This window comes from Nostoc sp. NOS(2021), from assembly GCF_017115025.1.
Classification (GTDB): Bacteria; Cyanobacteriota; Cyanobacteriia; order Cyanobacteriales; family Nostocaceae; genus Nostoc.
In genome coordinates this window covers 1-15,973 of the sequence record NZ_JABXKM010000281.1, presented here as the reverse complement: position 1 = coordinate 15,973, position 15,973 = coordinate 1, and the positions used below count along the sequence as shown (strand labels likewise).

The window sequence follows — 15,973 nt, the reverse complement described above, 5'->3', positions numbered from 1 at the left end:
AGCGAGAACCGCTATAATGTTGGGTTTCGTTCCTCAACCCAACCTACACCTAGTAGCCAGTAAGGTGCGTTATCGCGTTAGCGTAACACTGACACGGCTCCCGCACTTGTTGATATGGCTCCCGCATTTGTTGATATGGCTCCCGTAATTGCTGATATAGCTCCCGCACTTGTTGATATAGCTCCCGCACTTGTTGATATGGCTCCCGTAATTGCTGATATAGCTCCCGCACTTGTTGATATGGCTCCCGCACTTGCTGATATAGCTCCCGTAATTGCTGATATAGCTCCCGCAATTGCTGATATGGCTCCCGTAATTGCTGATATAGCTCCCGCACTTGTTGATATGGCTCCCGCACTTGCTGATATAGCTCCCGTAATTGCTGATATAGCTCCCGCAATTGCTGATATGGCTCCCGTAATTGCTGATATAGCTCCCGCACTTGTTGATATGGCTCCCGTAATTGCTGACACCGCTAACGTCGTGCCATTTTACAAAATACCTGATATAAGAGCGTACAACTCTACGCCTCTACAGCCGATTTATAACCTAAATTCCTTAGCTTCTGCCAAAATCGGATTGATATCAAACCACGAACCATCCTCATTTCGGTATTCAAATACAAACATACTGCGGAGCAAAAGTTCGTATCTTTCATGACCTCTCAAGTTTTTTTCTTGCGCCACCTCACGCAGTAATTCCCATTCATCGGGCGTAATTGCCAAAGTTAGCTCATTGCGGCGTTGTTTAATCACCCTATTTACACACTCCCGCGACAAAGGTGGGTCTTCTTGCTGAAGACAGCGAAATAATAACATCAACAAGTTACGCAAATGACCACCGCTAACTAAGCACAGCCTTTCTAAAGTATCAGGACTATCAAAAACCTCAGTAATTAAATTCTGACTTTGTTCCCAACTGACACCAGGAAAAGCCCTGGTCATAACCATCTGTTGCAGCAGTACAATTCCCTGTGAGAATTGCGAACCATCTTGTAATTGCACAGGAACCATCGGCAAAACCTTGGGGTCTACCCCAAAGCGATTTGTTAACCTTCCTAAAGCGTTGGAAAAAATCAACACTAGGGGAATAGTATAAACAACATGACAATTTAGCTGGTTTAACTGTTCACCGCGTTCGACAAAAAGATATTCTGGCTGGTAATGACCGGAAGGTTTTTGAGAATTATCCACTCTGTCGAGATTATCGACAATTACCACCAGTCCTTTTTTACCTTGCTGCTTGAGTTTTTCTATAGCAGGCTTGAGCAATTCTTTGTTAATTGATTCTAAAATGCCATTGGTGCGCGGTTCTAAATATTGCCGTAACTGTCCGCGAAGTTTGGGACTATCTTTCGTTTTGGCAGTAATCTTGGCAATACCTACAGATAACTCTCCCCCAAGTTCTATCGGCGTTTGCAAAAATTCAGCAAGTTCAGTAAACAGAGTTTGAAAGTATCCTGGCTTGAGACTAATTTTTATTGCTTCAAGACTTTGGCTAACTTCACGAGCAACTGCCAATAATATATCTGTAACATCAATATCAGCCATATCCAGGCTTTGGCTAGACTCAAAAAAAACCACATGAAATCCCTGCTGCTCTAACTCTGCTTTCAGCCGCAGTAACTCAGTGGATTTGCCACAGCCGATATGTCCGGTAAATAATTGACAAGTGGGTTGCTCAGGTGAAAGGCGGGTGATAGTTCGCCCAAGTTCCTCAATAATCTTGGCACCACGCACTTTAGAGAAATCAATATAATATTGTCTATCTTCCGGTTTGCTTACAACCAGAGTCTTGCTAGGGTTGCAAGCCTGAAAAAACCTAACTAAATCTAGTTTCATCACAAATTACCTGAAATCAGCCTGACGCTCTTGCCCATTTCAGTGATTATACAGACGACAAAGCCGCTATTTCGGAAAAACTTCTTCAGATTGAGTGATTATTTTTGTCTGTTTAATTAAACAGAATTCAGATGAACCCCACCCCCAACCCCTCCCCGCAAGCGAGGAGGGGAGTGAAAACTAGGATTAAAAACGTAGCTTTGGCTCTTTGCTTTAAAATCAATGACAAGATGTCTATCCTACAAAAAATGTCTATAATTTCAACTTTTCACCGCGAATCGAATAATCTAACAACTCCATCGGGTGAATAACTGAAATCTTCTTACCTTGCAACTGCAAATGTTTAGTAATTTGCAAAGTACACCCCGGATTAGCAGAAGCAATTAACTCAGCACCAGTATTCAACAAATTCTGCACTTTCTGCTGACCCAATTCTTCAGAAATTTCTGGTTGCAACATATTATAAACCCCAGCGCTGCCACAACATAAAGCCGCGTCTATTGGTTCTCTCAACTTCACCCCTGGAATTTGTCGCAATACCTGACGGGGTTGCACGCTAATCTTTTGTCCATGCAATAAATGACAAGCATCTTGATAAACTAAATTCAAGGGTTTATCAGTCAGTGGCGATAGTTTCGCTGTTAAGCCAACAGTTGCCAAAAACTCTTGAGCATCTTTAACTTTAGCTGCAAAATCCTTTGCTTTTTCCCGATATTCTGGGTCACTTTCTAAAATGTGACCATATTCCTTCAAAGTATGACCGCAACCAGCAGCATTGATAATTACGAAATCTACATCAGTATTAGCAAAACTATCAATCATCTGCCTTGCTAAAGCTTTCGCCTGTTCTGCTTGTCCTTGGTGTTCGGGAAGCGCTGCACAACAACCTTGAGATTTCGGAATCACAACTTCACAACCATTCGCCGTTAAAACCCGCACCGTTGCTTCATTCACTGAGGAGAAAAACAGCCGTTGCACGCAACCCAAAATCACCCCGACTCGGTACCGCTTCTCACCTTGGGCGGGAATAACAGTAGGGAAATTATCTTGAAAAGATTTGAGAGTAATTTCTGGCAGAATTGATTCCATTGCTGCCAAACGGGGCGATATTTTATTGAGTAAACCCGTAGCGCGAAATAATTTTGCAAACCCCAACTTTTGATAAACCAATAAGGGAACTAATAAAATCCGTAAAAGATTGGGATAGGGAAACAGAGAAAATATCAGTTGACGAAACAGTTGGTCTGGTAAACTGCGGGGATAATTCCGTTCAACTTGGTGACGAGTTGCAGAAATTAATTTGTCATACTGCACACCAGAAGGACAAGTACTTACACAAGCAAGACACCCCAAACAAGAATCAAAATGTTCTACCGTTGCCGTATTCAGGGCAATTTCACCCTCATTAATCGCATCCATTAAATAGATACGTCCTCTTGGAGAATCCATCTCCTTACCCAACACTCGATAACTAGGACAAGTCGAGAGACAAAATCCACAATGGACACAACTATCAATCAACTTTGGGTCAGGTGGATGATTCTCATCAAACCCCTTCAAATTCTTTAAACTAGCCACATTATTAACAGAATTTTCTGAAACTTGCATAATTAATTCTTCTCCCCTCTTCCTTTGCGACGGCAGTCGCTACAACGGGGGGAACCCCCGCAACGCGCTGCCTTTCCTTTGCGTCCTTTGCGGTTCGTTAAAATTAAATCCCACCCACAAACCGGCCAGGACTTAAAATATTCTTACTATCAAACTGTTCCTTAATACCGCGCATCAACGGCAAAGCATTCCCCGTGTAACCCCATACATCTATTTCTTCTTTAACCGCCATTGGTGCTTCCAGAATTGTTAAAAAACCTTTATGAGCTTGAGTGCGATCGCGGATTTTCAAAACTTGATTTTTATCCTCTAATTGTAACAAACCCAAACCACTACTAATATGAATCAAACCTAACTCTACCTGAGTTAAAATCTCTACAGCAGCAGTAGGCAACACTCCTATTTTGCAGGTAATTACAGATTCTGTGGCAGTAGTATGTATTCGTTCTTGCAATCTCTGCCATAAACTGACTTCATCACCATCTGCAAAAATTGCCCCATCTAAGCCCAACTTCTGCCCAACTTCCAAAACTCGGTTTGACTGTTCTTTAACACTCTCACTAATACTTTGGAAGCGGGCAATTAATCCCAGTCCTTGACCCAAACCTAAGCTGGACACGAGTTTAGTTGATAGTAAATCAGCTTGGACTGGTGTTAACGCCGAACCTCGAAGGATATCAGCCGCTTGGGATACAGCCTCAGCACTACCCGTTAGTACCACCGTCCCTGATGCCTCTGGTAGCGGATACAGGCGAAAAGTTACTTGACTAATAACTCCCAATGTGCCATAAGACCCAGTAAACAACTTCATCAAGTCATATCCGGCAACATTCTTAACTACTCTTCCCCCAGCTTTGGCTATTTGTCCATCAGCACGCATAAAGGTAATACCTAGTAACTGGTCGCGCACACTACCATAACGTTGTCGCAGAGAACCTGTATCACCTGTGGCGACAATACCGCCAATGGTTGCTGACTCTGGGGCTGTGGGGTCAATGGCAAGAAATTGCCGCGACTTTGCTAAAAGTGCTTGGAGATCAGAGAATTTCATCCCAGCTTCTACTGTGACAGTGAAATCGCCAACAGCGTGTTCAATTAGTTGGTTGATCCGTTCTGTACTAATTACGACATCAACGCCTTTAGCTAAACCGCCCCAACTGAGTTTACTGCTACTACCACAGGGGAGGACGCGCCAGTTGTGACTGTGAGCTGTGGCGATGACTGCGGCTAACTGTTGTTGGGTGCGAGGATAGACAATACAACTGGGTGAATTTCCAGAAGCTATAGCCCGTTGGATACGTTTTTGCTGACCGAGTTCGATATTTTCCCAAAGGCAAACAGCATTTTCTTCGCCGACGATAGATGCAAAATAAGCAGCGCACACGCCTTGCGGCTTGTCGTTAGACATCGCTTTGATTCAGTTTATTTTTTATGCCCTACATCTAATTTACTGGCTAACCTGACCAAAAAAGCGGATTCTTACCACCAGTAATGACAAAACAGTGCGATTGTAGGGGATTCATCTGCTAGTTCCTTAGCGATCGCTTCGGCATCACTAGTAATCACATGTGCTTTTTGCTCAGAAAAAATTACTGTTGTTAGAATTTTGAATTGTTAAGTTGCTCTGATTAACTTTTAAAAAAAAGTAGCAGATGGGTAGTTTTCACTCATCTGCTACAACAAACGGAGGTATAAACTTGATTATTTAATTGGCATGAACCAATTCTTGAGGCGCTGCGGCATCATATTCTACAGCTTTCACAAATTCCTTGAGAACGTCTTTGAGTCTTTGCTCAATTTCCTCATCTAACACGACGCTGTTATCAGCTTGTCGTTGAATTTGTTTGTCTACCGCATAAATAGTAGCTAGGATATGCCGCGCTCCTAATTCAGATAACACAGGTTTCAGGGCATATTCAATTGCCAATAAATGAGCGATCGTCCCACCAAGGGCAATTGGTAACACGGGTTTACCTGTCAATGATTTTTGTGGCAGCAAATCTAGAAATGTTTTCAGCACTCCTGTGTAAGCAGCTTTGTAGATTGGGGTGGCAATAATCACACCATCTGCCTTTGCTAATAAAGCTTTTGGCTGTTCTAAAGCAGGGCTGTCATATCGTCCAAAAATTAAATCTTCAGCAGGCAAATCCCGAACTGAAATAATGTCTACATGCAAGCCTTCTTGTTGTAAAAGCTTGGCAGTGTATTCGACAACACCATAGGTTCTAGATGGATGGGTTGGACTACCAGCGATCGCTAGAATATGAGTCATTCAATTAAACTCCCAATTTCTAAAATGGGTTCAGTATGTTTTGTGGTTTTGGTCTTCATGGCTGATGCTGTGTTGACCTGATCACTCAGACGTTTGTAGGGACGGCGCAAGCTCATACTCTCTACTTCCCAGATGTAGCCATGAATAACTACATCCTGGGGAATTAAAGGAGAATTACGCAGCAATTCCACCTGCTGTGTGCAGATTTCATCCACATCGGTAAACGTTTTGATCCATTTGGAAAAAACGCCTTTTGGTAGCTTCAACTCTGGCAAAGCTGGATCGACACTCACTTGATCCACGTCAATACCTTGATTTCGCAATACCTCACTGAGAAAGTCTCCTGATGCTGTCATCATGCCACATTCGGTATGATTAATCACGATGATTTCTTTTGTGCCAAAAAACTGTGTAGTTAACATCGCTGACCGAATAGCATCATCTGTAACTAACCCCCCGGCATTACGGAAAATATGAGCATCTCCTTCACCAATTCCTAATGCTTTCTCCACAGGTAAACGTTCGTCCATGCAAGCTAGCACCCACAAGCGTTTATTGTTAGGTATTCCCAACTGACGACGCAATGCCCACGCTTCTTTTTCTGAGATTTTTTGGTCAATTTGTTGGTGCAACATGACTGGTAATCTACTAGTTCTTAATTACTAGGATATGGAGGTTGCTCTTTCTTGAGGCTGCTGCTTAGGGAAATCTTCATTTGCCACAATCTCGCCAAATGGACTCAAAACATGTTGCTTCTCCACTGCTGGCAGATTCTCTAAGGGCAAATGGGGAAATAGAAGTTCTGCGACTCGATAAGCTTCCTCTAGGTGGGGATAGCCAGAGAGGATAAAGGACTCAATACCCAAAGCAGCGTATTCCAACATCCTGGCGGCAACAGTTTGGGGATCGCCTACTAAGGCCGTTCCCGCACCACCTCGTACCAAACCGACTCCCGCCCACAGGTTCGGGCTAATCTCTAATGCCTCACGATTACCGTGGTGTAATTGAGTCATCCGCCGTTGTCCAACTGAGTCCATCCGGGCATAAGCTTTTTGGGCTTTAGCGATCGCATCGTCATCTACATACCGAATTAAGTCATTCGCTGCATCCCAAGCTTCACTCTCGGTTTCGCGCACAATCACATGTAGGCGAATCCCAAACCGCAAAGTTCGCCCTTCTGATAAAGCAAGTCTGCGAACTGATGCAATCTTCTCGGCTACTTGCGCCGGTGGTTCGCCCCAAGTTAGATAGACATCTATATGCTTGGCAGCAATTTTTTGAGCAACGGCAGAAGAACCGCCAAACCACAAGGGCGGATATGGCTTCTGAACGGGTGGAAACAGCAGTTTACCATCCTGAATGTTGAGATAGTCGCCCTGAAGATTGGCTTGTCCACCACTAGCGATCGCTCGCCATACTGTCAAAAATTCATCTGTTAATTCATAGCGCTGATCGTGATCCAAATGCAAGCCATCTCCCGCCAACTCCACAGGATCGCCCCCTGTCACGACATTAATCAGCAAACGTCCTCCAGAGAGGCGATCAAAAGTCGCCGCCATCCGCGCTGCTACCCCAGGTGATACCAAGCCGGGACGAATCGCCACCAAAAAACGCATCTGTCGCGTCAGTGATACCAGCGTTGACGCGACAATCCAAGCATCTTCGCAAGAACGTCCCGTGGGCAGCAATGCCCCTGTATAACCAAGGTCATCCACCGCTTGGGCAATCTGCCGCAGATAAGGAAAGCTTACTGCCCGTCCACCTGTAGCAGTTGCAAGGTAACGTCCGTCGCCGTGGGTTGGGATGAACCATAGTAGCTGCATGAGTCCTGTCCTTTTAAACTACGGTAAACCGATAGAAATACCGTGTTTTGTTTATAGTTCTTAAAGTACCACATATTCTACTTAATCAAGCAAGAAGTTTTAAAAAAAACTACGGTATTCCTATCAAACCAATGTATATTAAGGCGTGTTCAATCAGCTGGCGATCGGAAAAATTGGGCATTGGGCATTGGGCATTGGGCATTGGGCATTGGGCATTGGGCATCAATTCTCCCCCTGCTCCCCTGCTTCCCCTACAATCTATGCACGACCTCTAACACACATCTAGGTGTACTGTCCAAAATCAGGTGAAGTTGATCGGATTCCCGTGCAGTATTTTGTTATTTCTTAGCTAATTTTAATGAGATTATCAGGGCTAATTCAGGGCGATCGCTGATTATAGTCATGAAGTAGTGAATCCCGTACTGGAGTTGATTGGCCAGTTAAGGGGAAAATAGAAAATAATAGATATATGGACAAACGCTATTTTTTACAGGCTAGTGCAGTAATAGTCGGCACAGCATTGTTATCAAGGTATATCAATTGGGGGTCAGAAGCGATGACAACTTCTCAGAGTGGATTTGAAATTACCAAACCAGAGTCAGAGTGGCGCACGATTTTAACGCCAGAACAGTTTAGTGTATTGCGTAAGCATGGGACTGAACGCCCTCACACCAGCCCGTTGGATAAGGAATACGACAATGGCACTTATTTTTGTGCCGCGTGTGAACAGCCACTGTTTACATCTGATACAAAATTTAACAGTGGTACTGGCTGGCCGAGCTTTTTTAATCCAATTGAAGGTGCGATCGCTCTAACTGTAGATAAGTCCTTGTTTATGACCAGAACTGAAGTACATTGTAGTCGCTGTGGTGGTCATCTCGGTCATGTTTTTGATGACGGCCCTGCACCCACTGGCCAGCGCTACTGCATGAACGGTGTTTCGTTGAAGTTTATTCCTGCTTGATAAGTTGCCGCAGCTACGCCCGTCGTAGACATCGCACGCACTGGCAACCTAAATAATCAGATGTAGACTTGAATGCACCCCATCTAAATCGAAGATTATAGATGGGGATTCGTGCGTTAAGAAGTAGCAAGACTTCATAAATTTTTGACCGAGTTATCCACGCCGAGCAGAGCAACTAAATTCTATTTATGGGGGTTAGGCGTGGGCGAATTTATTCGCCGTCCCCATTCCTCTATTAATTCACTAGCACTAATTCCGTGTTTAGCAAATTCCACTTTAATATTTTCCCAAGCCGTAGGAGTTAGCACTACGGTTCTTTTCGTCTTAATTTCGTCATGCAAAACTGGTATATTTTTTAATCGCTTTTTAGTTCCCACTTTTAGGTATTGATGTTGGCTTAGAATATTTCTACTCTGATAGCAATGGCAACCATGTTCGCGAAGCGTCTCGCAGAGAAGAGAACCCGCGATATCTACGCAAGTCCGAAAAAGATATCAAGCGGGTTCAACGTAAAATTTACAAAAAGAAAAAAGGGTCATTTGGTAGAAGAAAAGCGCGTGGTGTTTATGCTCGCAAGCATTTAAGAGTAACAAGTCAAAGGAATGAACACGCTAAGAGACTAGCGCGTAACTTAACCCTGCCTAACGCTAAGGTTGTCTTGGAAGACTTAAATGTGAGAGCTAAATCGTCCTATTTGTTTGGTTCTTTTTTCTCCTTTTTGTCTTTAGGATCTTTTTTAGGTTTTTTAGCTTCTTTATTACTTTTTCTTTCCTTCGACATCAGCGTTCTCCAACGAGGTTAATCAGTGAAAGCTTCCACATTCTGCCAGCAGGAAATCAGGAGATGACTTACCTGATATTCTTTTAAGGCAAAAAAGAAAGTATCAGACATGAATGCTACTAACTACCATGATACGGTGTTGTTTGATTCACTGTAGCTTGAATCCATATTGCTAGAGGTTGCCCAAATTCCATAAAGATTTAGGGTACAGGATACAGGGTACAGAGGATAATTTTCTTTACTATCACCTGTAACCTATCCCCTTCTTAACTCCTAACTCCCTTTGCTAATTGCTCTAACAATTTCATCCTCTGCCACCAACGATTTAGGGGATAATAGAGTACAGGTGCCCACAAACTACTAAGAATGGCAGAAGCTAGGGCGACACGCTGGTAATATGTCCAAATATCTGTGATTTTGCGCTCATTGCCGATCAAAGTTAATTGCAACCCAAAGATAGTTTCTGCCAAAACTGCCATACCAAAGACAATTACAGCAATCGAAATAAAATCTTCTTCGATAAAACGCTGTTTTTGGAGCAGACCAGTTAAAATTCCCACTATACCTAAACTGAGGGCATGAGTAGGGTTAGGTGATGTCATTGAATCTTGAAGTAGCCCCAGAACTATACCTGCCAATGCCCCGGAAAACACTGGGCGCTTCACACTCCAAGCTACCACCCAAATTAACAGCCAGTTAGGTCCAATTCCCAATAATTCCATACCTGGCAAGCGGGTTGGCAATAATAGTAAACATAACAGTACAGATCCAACCGTCACTATCCAACCCAACAGCTGACGGATACCGGGATGCCAACGAGAAAGCGGCTGGATTTGGAATTTCGATTTTCGCTCTGACGATTTTGGCTTTTTCTGCCTGCTGCGACCAAATGCAGGAATCTTCATTTTTCTATGGATTTTCTCAAATAATTTACTTAGACTTTTGCGGCGCTTGATTTGCCGGCACTTGATTTTCCAACTCTTGGTTTTCTGGCTTTGGATAAACAGCTACCCAATCGAGAGACCGGATTGGCGGAAAAAGCTCAATTTTCGCCACTGATGCGGGAAGTTTCTTTAAATCCAGCGACTTGATTCGTCCTACTGCCAAGCCAGATGGAAATTTCTGACTATAAGTAGATGTGGAAACTAAATCTCCTACCTTGACATTTGGGACTTTTTCATAAAACTCCAGCACCGCTTCTGTAGAAGAATCTCCTCGCAAAACGCCTTTAGCTGCCGTGCGGCTAACTGATACACCTACTTGACTCTTGAGGTCACTGATTAACAACACGCGGCTAGTATTGGGAGTTACACTCTCCACCAGACCCACCAATCCGCCATCTGCCTTGACTATAAAGCCTTCCTGAATCCCTGCATTTACACCGCGATTCAGGGTAACTTGTTGCCACCACTGGTCAGCACTACGTCCTATCACCCGTGCTGGAATTGGCCGTGATGCCAGTGGCTCTTTTTCCACATAGCCTAATAAATCTTGTAGCTTTGTCTTTTGACTTTCCAAATCTACTATACGGGTTTGCAATTCCAATATCCGGGCATCTCTAATACCTTCTTCTGGAGTTGGGCCGGGCTGCAACATCTCTAACGGACGGGTAATTGCCTGGTATGTCTCCAGCACCAGATCACCTTGAGTCTGTCGCAATATCCAAGCACTACCAACTACTAGAGCTAACAACCCGATTTGTAACCCTTTACGATCCCACCAACGCCGTATTGTAACCATATATACCTTTGTATACTTATACAAATTAAGTTCTACTTGGATTCTATTTATATAGAACCCAAATAGAACTCAAATAACACTCAAATATGATATTTTTTTTTGCTACATATTGCGAGAGCTTTCGGTGACAACTCGTTCCAACTGTTTGAAGTTTTCTAACACACGACCTGTTCCCAGCACAACACAGCACAAAGGATCGGCAGCAATGTGGGTAATAATCCCTGTTTCATGGCTAATCAGGGTATCTATGCCTTTGAGCAAAGCACCGCCACCAGCTAACATAATACCTCTGTCAATAATGTCTGCTGCTAGTTCTGGAGGTGTGCGTTCCAGTGTCCGCTTCACAGCTTCTATAATTACTGATAGTGGTTCCAACATGCTTTCACGGATTTCTGGGGCTTTGATTGTTACAGTTCGCGGTAGACCAGAAAGCAGGTGTAAGCCTCGGACTTCCATCATCGCGTCATTATCATCATTAGTAGGATAAGCAGAACCAAGCCGAATCTTGATTTCTTCGGCAGTACGTTCACCAATCACTAAGTTATGAACTTTCTTAATATACTGAATGATCGCTTCAGTCAGTTCATCTCCAGCAATGCGTACTGATTCGCTGATTACCGTACCTTGAAGACTTAGCACCGCAACTTCTGTTGTGCCACCACCAATGTCGATGATCATATTGCCAGTCGGTTCGGCAACAGGTAGTCCTGCACCAATTGCCGCAGCTATCGGTTCATCGATTAAATAGACTTTTCTGGCTCCTGCTTGATGAGCTGCATCCATCACAGCTCGCCTTTCTACTCCTGTGACGCCACTGGGAATACCAATGACAATCCGGGGTAAGATTAGGGATCTGCCTTCATTTACACGCTGAATAAAGCTTTTCAGCATCAGTTCGGCTATGTCGAAATCAGCGATTACACCATCACGCAAGGGGCGGAGGGCAATCACATTTCCGGGTGTGCGACCGAGCATTTTTTTGGCTTCTTCTCCTACTGCTAGTGCGACCTTTTCGTTGACATCGATAGCAACTACAGAAGGCTCTTGCAGTACAATACCTTTACCAGATACATAAACCAGAGTGTTAGCGGTACCGAGGTCGATACCCATATCCCATGATGTGCGAAAGTTCCTAAAAAGACCCACGCGTGTCTAAGCCCCCTATGTGCGATACTTTTTGACTACAACGGTAAGAGTTAATCGTGCCGGATTTGATGAAGTTTGTATCCTGAGTTGAGTAAACTAGACTATATTTTTATATGATTCCCAGGAATATTTACTATGTCTCAGTCCTCTATTTTTTGATATTCTCTGGTTAACTAAGTATATCTGTATACTTTTATGTGTTTCTCCAAGTAGTATGTATAATTTTTCAATTCAACTATATTGTTAACTGTTTAACACATTATTTTCAAGTGTTTCACAATTCGCTATGATGAAAGTCGGAATTAATCAGTACACTTATACTAAAAGGTAACGCAGATGAGTATCAATGTTGTCACCCTTGTTGGTCGTGTAGGCGGCGAGCCTGATATAAAATATTTTGAATCTGGTAGTGTTAAGTGTAGATTGACACTAGCTGTAAAAAGGCGATCGCGCAACAGTGATGAACCTGACTGGTTCACACTGGAATTATGGGATAAGACGGCTGAGGTAGCAGGTAATTATGTGCATAAGGGAAGCCTAATTGGCATCAAAGGTTCCTTGAAATTTGATACATGGAGCGATCGCCAAACAGGAGCAAACCGGTCTACACCAATTATTAGAGTAGACCAACTAGATTTATTAGGCTCTAAGCGAGATGGAGAAGGCGGTACAGCAGATACGTCTTCTGAACATTTTTAATTGGCATTGGGCATTAGTCTTAACAAATGACTAATGACCAATGACCAATGACTAATAACTAATTTGCAACGTCACCGATGCTTCTACTTGCTGTTCACCACCAACAACAGGGGTGGAAGCATCAACTGACTTAGCAGCCTCAGCCCGTAAAAACATCGGTGGTCGAGGTGGAGTCGCATTATTAACTTGAATGCTGACTATTTCTTTGGATTTGAAACCCAAGGCACTGAAAACAGCATCAGCAAGCTGCTGGGCGTCTTGAGTCGCTTCTTTTAATGCTTGTTTTTGCGCTAAGGCGATCGCTTGATCATTCGCAACAAAACTAATGCCGTTAATTTGTGTTGCACCGGCTTTCACTGCATCATCCAATAATGTACCAGCTTGCTCGGTAGGAATTCTAAAACTCACGGTGTTATTGGCAGCATAGCCTGTAATCCGTTGCACATTATTGGTGTAGCTGTAAACTGGGTTGAGACTGATACCAGTAGTTTGTAATTTTTCGACATTTTGGCTCTTTAAGAACGCAACTACAGCAGATGACCTCCGGGCGGCTTCTTGCTGTACCTCCTGTGCTGTTTTCCCCTGAATTTCTACTCCTAAACTGACTTGCGCCAGGGTTGCAGGAGTTGTTTCGACTCCGCGACCACTGACACTAAGGGTTCGCCACAATTTATCTTTTTCTTGTGCGAATGCAGGTAGTACAAAAGTTGCACATAAAAGCATTCCTAAAGGCAGTATTTTCCACAGGTTTCCAGATGGAAACTGAGAACCGGGTAAAGCGGCTCTAGTCATAAGATTTGCACTCCTCAAAGTATCCACAGATGTTTTTGATAAACGTATGTAACAATCTTCTGGTGGCCGTTGAGAGTCAACGGCTACCACAAGTTTTTCATAACTTAAGTGCGATCGCTAGATCCGATTTGTATGTTCTTACTTTGACACTGCGATCGGCAAATGCTGAAATGGTTACATTTTTGGAAACTAAAAAAATTACACTCGCCTTTTTGGAGATTTTGTTGTGGCGTATTGGCTGCTGAAAACTGAACCGGAAAATTATTCTTACTTCGATTTGGAACGGGATGGCAGTACAGTTTGGGATGGAGTCAACAACTCCCTAGCGTTGAAACATATACGTACCATGATTCTTGGTGACTTGGCGTTAATTTATCACACAGGCAAAGAACGGCAAATCATCGGTTTAGCAGAGATAGTTAGTCAACCCTATATCGATCCAGCACTCAATGACAGTAAACGAGCAGTTGTAGATGTGCGGGCATTACGAAAAGTAAACCAACCCGCCACCCTAGCCCAAATCAAACAGGACAATAAATTCACAGATTTTGATTTGCTGCGACTTCCGAGACTGTCTGTAGTCCCGGTTGGGGAAGTCTACTGGCAGCACTTGATTGAGTTGACAAATGGCACAAATTAAGATTTAAAAGCTGCCAATTGCGTCTCCACAGATGGATGTTTTTCAGAAACGCGTCAGAATCAAAGAGAAGGATTTTCACAGAACCCATGCATTTGTTAGATCCAATCAGCTTCACTTTTCCTCTGCTGGCCAGCGCAACACAAGCCGCAGACAGTTCAATGGTAGTCGCAGCAGTGCTACTAAGCTTAGTAGTCATTTACCTCGCTAGCAAAGTTGGTGGAGAGTTATCAAACCAAGTGGGTTTGCCGCCCGTCTTAGGAGAACTTGTAGGTGGTGTGGTAGTTGGCATCTCTGTTTTCCATCTTTTGGTGTTTCCAGAAGGCAGCACAGACAGTTCTAGCTCTTTGATCATGTCCTTCCTTGAAATCACTGCTGGTTTAACCCCTGAAGCCACTCCAGCCGTGTTTGCAGCGCAGTCCGAGGTCGTTTCCGTTTTGGCAGAATTGGGTGTGATCATCTTGCTGTTTGAAATCGGCTTGGAGTCGAATTTAAAAGACTTAATGGCAGTTGGTATCCAAGCCACCGTCGTCGCAGTAGTGGGGGTAGTAGTACCCTTTGCTGCTGGGACTGTGGGACTGATGACTTTGTTTGGTATCGATGCTGTACCCGCAATTTTTGCCGGGGCGGCTTTGACTGCCACTAGTATTGGGATGACTTCCAAAGTGCTGTCAGAATTGGGGCGACTCAATTCTAAAGAAGGGCAGATTATTTTGGGTGCTGCTGTAATTGACGACGTACTGGGAATCATCGTTTTAGCGGTAGTTGCCAGCCTAGCTAAAGATGGGGTGGTAGATGTGAGCAAAGTCATTTATTTGATCATCAGCGCCACTGGTTTTATTTTGGGAGCAATCCTACTAGGTAATGTTTTCAATAAGTCCTTTGTAGCGATCGCTGATCAACTCAAAACCCGCGGGGGACTGGTAATACCAGCATTCATCTTCGCCTTTGCTATGGCATACCTTGCCGCCGTCATCCACTTAGAAGCAATTCTGGGAGCTTTTGCGGCGGGTTTAGTCCTAGAAGAGACAGATAAGCGCAAAGAACTGCAAAAGCAAGTCTTTCCTATTGCCGATATGTTAGTGCCAATTTTCTTTGTGACTGTTGGGGCAAAAACCGATTTGGGAGTATTAAACCCAGCAATTCCCGACAATCGTGAAGGTCTAATTATGGCAACTTTCCTGATCACTGTAGCCATTCTCGGTAAAGTAATCACAGGTTTAAGCGTGTTTGGTCAACCGGAAATCAACCGTTTAGCGATCGGTGTAGGGATGATACCTAGAGGCGAGGTTGGGTTAGTGTTTGCTGGTGTCGGCGCTGCCAGTGGCGCTCTCTCGAAACCATTAGGAGCAGCAATTATCATGATGGTTATCTTGACAACCTTTTTAGCTCCTCCCTTGTTACGATTTGTATTTCCAGATCCAAAAACTGTAGATGCAGGCTCAGAGCAACTAATTTTAGACGGTTCCTCTGGGACTTCGTTGGTAATTGAACCACCTCCGTCGAGGGTGCCAGCATCAAATGACAGTGGCAATTTGGAAGTAACCCCAGATTCTGGCGATCGTTAATTATTCGGGAATGGGGAATGGGGCATTGGGCATTGGGCAGTGGTAAGAGACAAGGAAGAAACTTGTTCAATAATTCTCCCTTATCCCCCTCATCCCCCTCATC

General features: G+C 43.8%; 17 protein-coding genes and 1 pseudogene. 6 read left to right on the top strand and 12 right to left on the bottom strand.

Features of this window, described 5'->3' with window-relative positions; genetic code table 11:
• Nucleotides 1–49: 49 nt before the first annotated feature.
• The 7 genes from HWQ41_RS27885 to ssuD form a co-directional block, all read right to left on the bottom strand.
• The gene (locus HWQ41_RS27885; protein ID WP_292770338.1) at nucleotides 50–442 is read right to left on the bottom strand and encodes a hypothetical protein; all 393 of its coding nucleotides are present in this window, start codon (nucleotides 440–442) and stop codon (nucleotides 50–52) included.
• A gap of 100 nt (nucleotides 443–542) precedes the next feature.
• On the bottom strand, nucleotides 543–1,841 hold the full coding sequence (locus tag HWQ41_RS27880; protein ID WP_292770337.1) for a P-loop NTPase fold protein: 1,299 nt from the start codon (nucleotides 1,839–1,841) through the stop codon (nucleotides 543–545).
• A gap of 252 nt (nucleotides 1,842–2,093) precedes the next feature.
• Nucleotides 2,094–3,449 (bottom strand): heterodisulfide reductase-related iron-sulfur binding cluster, encoded by a 1,356-nt coding sequence (locus tag HWQ41_RS27875; protein WP_292770335.1) that lies wholly within the window; start codon nucleotides 3,447–3,449, stop codon nucleotides 2,094–2,096.
• A gap of 103 nt (nucleotides 3,450–3,552) precedes the next feature.
• Entirely contained in the window at nucleotides 3,553–4,857 is a 1,305-nt protein-coding gene (locus tag HWQ41_RS27870) for an FAD-binding oxidoreductase (protein WP_292770333.1), read from the bottom strand.
• 297 nt (nucleotides 4,858–5,154) lie between these two features.
• A complete protein-coding gene (ssuE, locus tag HWQ41_RS27865; RefSeq protein ID WP_292770331.1) occupies nucleotides 5,155–5,721 on the bottom strand; it encodes an NADPH-dependent FMN reductase in 567 nt (188 codons plus the stop codon).
• Nucleotides 5,718–6,356: a carbonic anhydrase gene (locus HWQ41_RS27860; RefSeq protein WP_292770329.1), complete on the bottom strand. Its 639-nt coding sequence runs from the start codon at nucleotides 6,354–6,356 to the stop codon at nucleotides 5,718–5,720. The genes ssuE and HWQ41_RS27860 overlap by 4 nt, the downstream gene beginning before the upstream one ends.
• Before the next feature lie 27 nt (nucleotides 6,357–6,383).
• Nucleotides 6,384–7,544, bottom strand: coding sequence for an FMNH2-dependent alkanesulfonate monooxygenase (ssuD, locus tag HWQ41_RS27855; RefSeq protein ID WP_292770327.1), 1,161 nt, complete (start codon nucleotides 7,542–7,544; stop codon nucleotides 6,384–6,386).
• A gap of 469 nt (nucleotides 7,545–8,013) precedes the next feature.
• Between ssuD and msrB the strand changes: the two genes are divergently transcribed.
• Nucleotides 8,014–8,508, top strand: coding sequence for a peptide-methionine (R)-S-oxide reductase MsrB (gene msrB, locus HWQ41_RS27850; RefSeq protein WP_292770325.1), 495 nt, complete (start codon nucleotides 8,014–8,016; stop codon nucleotides 8,506–8,508).
• A gap of 182 nt (nucleotides 8,509–8,690) precedes the next feature.
• Here msrB and HWQ41_RS27845 read toward each other — a convergent pair whose 3' ends face one another.
• Nucleotides 8,691–8,885: a hypothetical protein gene (locus HWQ41_RS27845; protein WP_292770323.1), complete on the bottom strand. Its 195-nt coding sequence runs from the start codon at nucleotides 8,883–8,885 to the stop codon at nucleotides 8,691–8,693.
• 2 nt (nucleotides 8,886–8,887) lie between these two features.
• Here HWQ41_RS27845 and HWQ41_RS27840 point away from each other — a divergent pair.
• Nucleotides 8,888–9,142, top strand: a pseudogene (locus HWQ41_RS27840) (transposase); the annotation flags it as partial.
• 412 nt (nucleotides 9,143–9,554) lie between these two features.
• Here HWQ41_RS27840 and mreD read toward each other — a convergent pair.
• From mreD to HWQ41_RS27825, 3 genes are all read right to left on the bottom strand, one after another.
• The gene (gene mreD, locus HWQ41_RS27835) at nucleotides 9,555–10,193 is read right to left on the bottom strand and encodes a rod shape-determining protein MreD (RefSeq protein WP_292770321.1); all 639 of its coding nucleotides are present in this window, start codon (nucleotides 10,191–10,193) and stop codon (nucleotides 9,555–9,557) included.
• 25 nt (nucleotides 10,194–10,218) lie between these two features.
• Nucleotides 10,219–11,028 (bottom strand): rod shape-determining protein MreC, encoded by an 810-nt coding sequence (mreC, locus tag HWQ41_RS27830; protein WP_292770319.1) that lies wholly within the window; start codon nucleotides 11,026–11,028, stop codon nucleotides 10,219–10,221.
• Between the two features lie 102 nt (nucleotides 11,029–11,130).
• A complete protein-coding gene (locus HWQ41_RS27825) occupies nucleotides 11,131–12,138 on the bottom strand; it encodes a rod shape-determining protein (RefSeq protein WP_292770341.1) in 1,008 nt (335 codons plus the stop codon).
• A gap of 372 nt (nucleotides 12,139–12,510) precedes the next feature.
• Between HWQ41_RS27825 and HWQ41_RS27820 the strand changes: the two genes are divergently transcribed.
• Nucleotides 12,511–12,873 (top strand): single-stranded DNA-binding protein, encoded by a 363-nt coding sequence (locus HWQ41_RS27820; RefSeq protein WP_292770317.1) that lies wholly within the window; start codon nucleotides 12,511–12,513, stop codon nucleotides 12,871–12,873.
• A 51-nt stretch (nucleotides 12,874–12,924) separates the two neighbouring features.
• Here HWQ41_RS27820 and HWQ41_RS27815 read toward each other — a convergent pair whose 3' ends face one another.
• A complete protein-coding gene (locus HWQ41_RS27815) occupies nucleotides 12,925–13,665 on the bottom strand; it encodes an SIMPL domain-containing protein (protein ID WP_292770315.1) in 741 nt (246 codons plus the stop codon).
• A 29-nt stretch (nucleotides 13,666–13,694) separates the two neighbouring features.
• On the opposite strand from HWQ41_RS27815, the gene HWQ41_RS27810 reads away from it, so the two are divergent.
• The 3 genes from HWQ41_RS27810 (at nucleotide 13,695) to HWQ41_RS27800 (ending at nucleotide 15,870) form a co-directional block, all read left to right on the top strand.
• Nucleotides 13,695–13,910, top strand: a complete 216-nt coding sequence (locus HWQ41_RS27810) for a hypothetical protein (protein ID WP_292770313.1) — start codon at nucleotides 13,695–13,697, stop codon at nucleotides 13,908–13,910.
• Nucleotides 13,892–14,305 carry an EVE domain-containing protein gene (locus tag HWQ41_RS27805; RefSeq protein WP_292770311.1) on the top strand — a complete coding sequence of 138 codons (414 nt, stop codon included), beginning with the start codon at nucleotides 13,892–13,894 and terminating at the stop codon, nucleotides 14,303–14,305. Before HWQ41_RS27810 ends, HWQ41_RS27805 begins: the two co-directional genes overlap by 19 nt.
• A gap of 86 nt (nucleotides 14,306–14,391) precedes the next feature.
• Nucleotides 14,392–15,870 (top strand): cation:proton antiporter, encoded by a 1,479-nt coding sequence (locus tag HWQ41_RS27800; RefSeq protein ID WP_292770309.1) that lies wholly within the window; start codon nucleotides 14,392–14,394, stop codon nucleotides 15,868–15,870.
• Nucleotides 15,871–15,973: the final 103 nt, after the last annotated feature.

Excerpts from the sequence above, each read along its gene's own strand:
- HWQ41_RS27880 (WP_292770337.1), bottom strand. The coding sequence starts at position 1,841 with ATGAAACTAGATTTAGTTAGGTTTTTTCAGGCTTGCAACCCTAGCAAG.
- HWQ41_RS27875 (WP_292770335.1), bottom strand. The coding sequence starts at position 3,449 with ATGCAAGTTTCAGAAAATTCTGTTAATAATGTGGCTAGTTTAAAGAAT.
- HWQ41_RS27870 (WP_292770333.1), bottom strand. The coding sequence starts at position 4,857 with ATGTCTAACGACAAGCCGCAAGGCGTGTGCGCTGCTTATTTTGCATCT.
- ssuE (WP_292770331.1), bottom strand. The coding sequence starts at position 5,721 with ATGACTCATATTCTAGCGATCGCTGGTAGTCCAACCCATCCATCTAGA.
- HWQ41_RS27860 (WP_292770329.1), bottom strand. The coding sequence starts at position 6,356 with ATGTTGCACCAACAAATTGACCAAAAAATCTCAGAAAAAGAAGCGTGG.
- ssuD (WP_292770327.1), bottom strand. The coding sequence starts at position 7,544 with ATGCAGCTACTATGGTTCATCCCAACCCACGGCGACGGACGTTACCTT.
- msrB (WP_292770325.1), top strand. The coding sequence starts at position 8,014 with ATGGACAAACGCTATTTTTTACAGGCTAGTGCAGTAATAGTCGGCACA.
- mreD (WP_292770321.1), bottom strand. The coding sequence starts at position 10,193 with ATGAAGATTCCTGCATTTGGTCGCAGCAGGCAGAAAAAGCCAAAATCG.
- mreC (WP_292770319.1), bottom strand. The coding sequence starts at position 11,028 with ATGGTTACAATACGGCGTTGGTGGGATCGTAAAGGGTTACAAATCGGG.
- HWQ41_RS27825 (WP_292770341.1), bottom strand. The coding sequence starts at position 12,138 with ATGGGTATCGACCTCGGTACCGCTAACACTCTGGTTTATGTATCTGGT.
- HWQ41_RS27820 (WP_292770317.1), top strand. The coding sequence starts at position 12,511 with ATGAGTATCAATGTTGTCACCCTTGTTGGTCGTGTAGGCGGCGAGCCT.
- HWQ41_RS27815 (WP_292770315.1), bottom strand. The coding sequence starts at position 13,665 with ATGACTAGAGCCGCTTTACCCGGTTCTCAGTTTCCATCTGGAAACCTG.
- HWQ41_RS27810 (WP_292770313.1), top strand. The coding sequence starts at position 13,695 with ATGTTTTTGATAAACGTATGTAACAATCTTCTGGTGGCCGTTGAGAGT.
- HWQ41_RS27800 (WP_292770309.1), top strand. The coding sequence starts at position 14,392 with ATGCATTTGTTAGATCCAATCAGCTTCACTTTTCCTCTGCTGGCCAGC.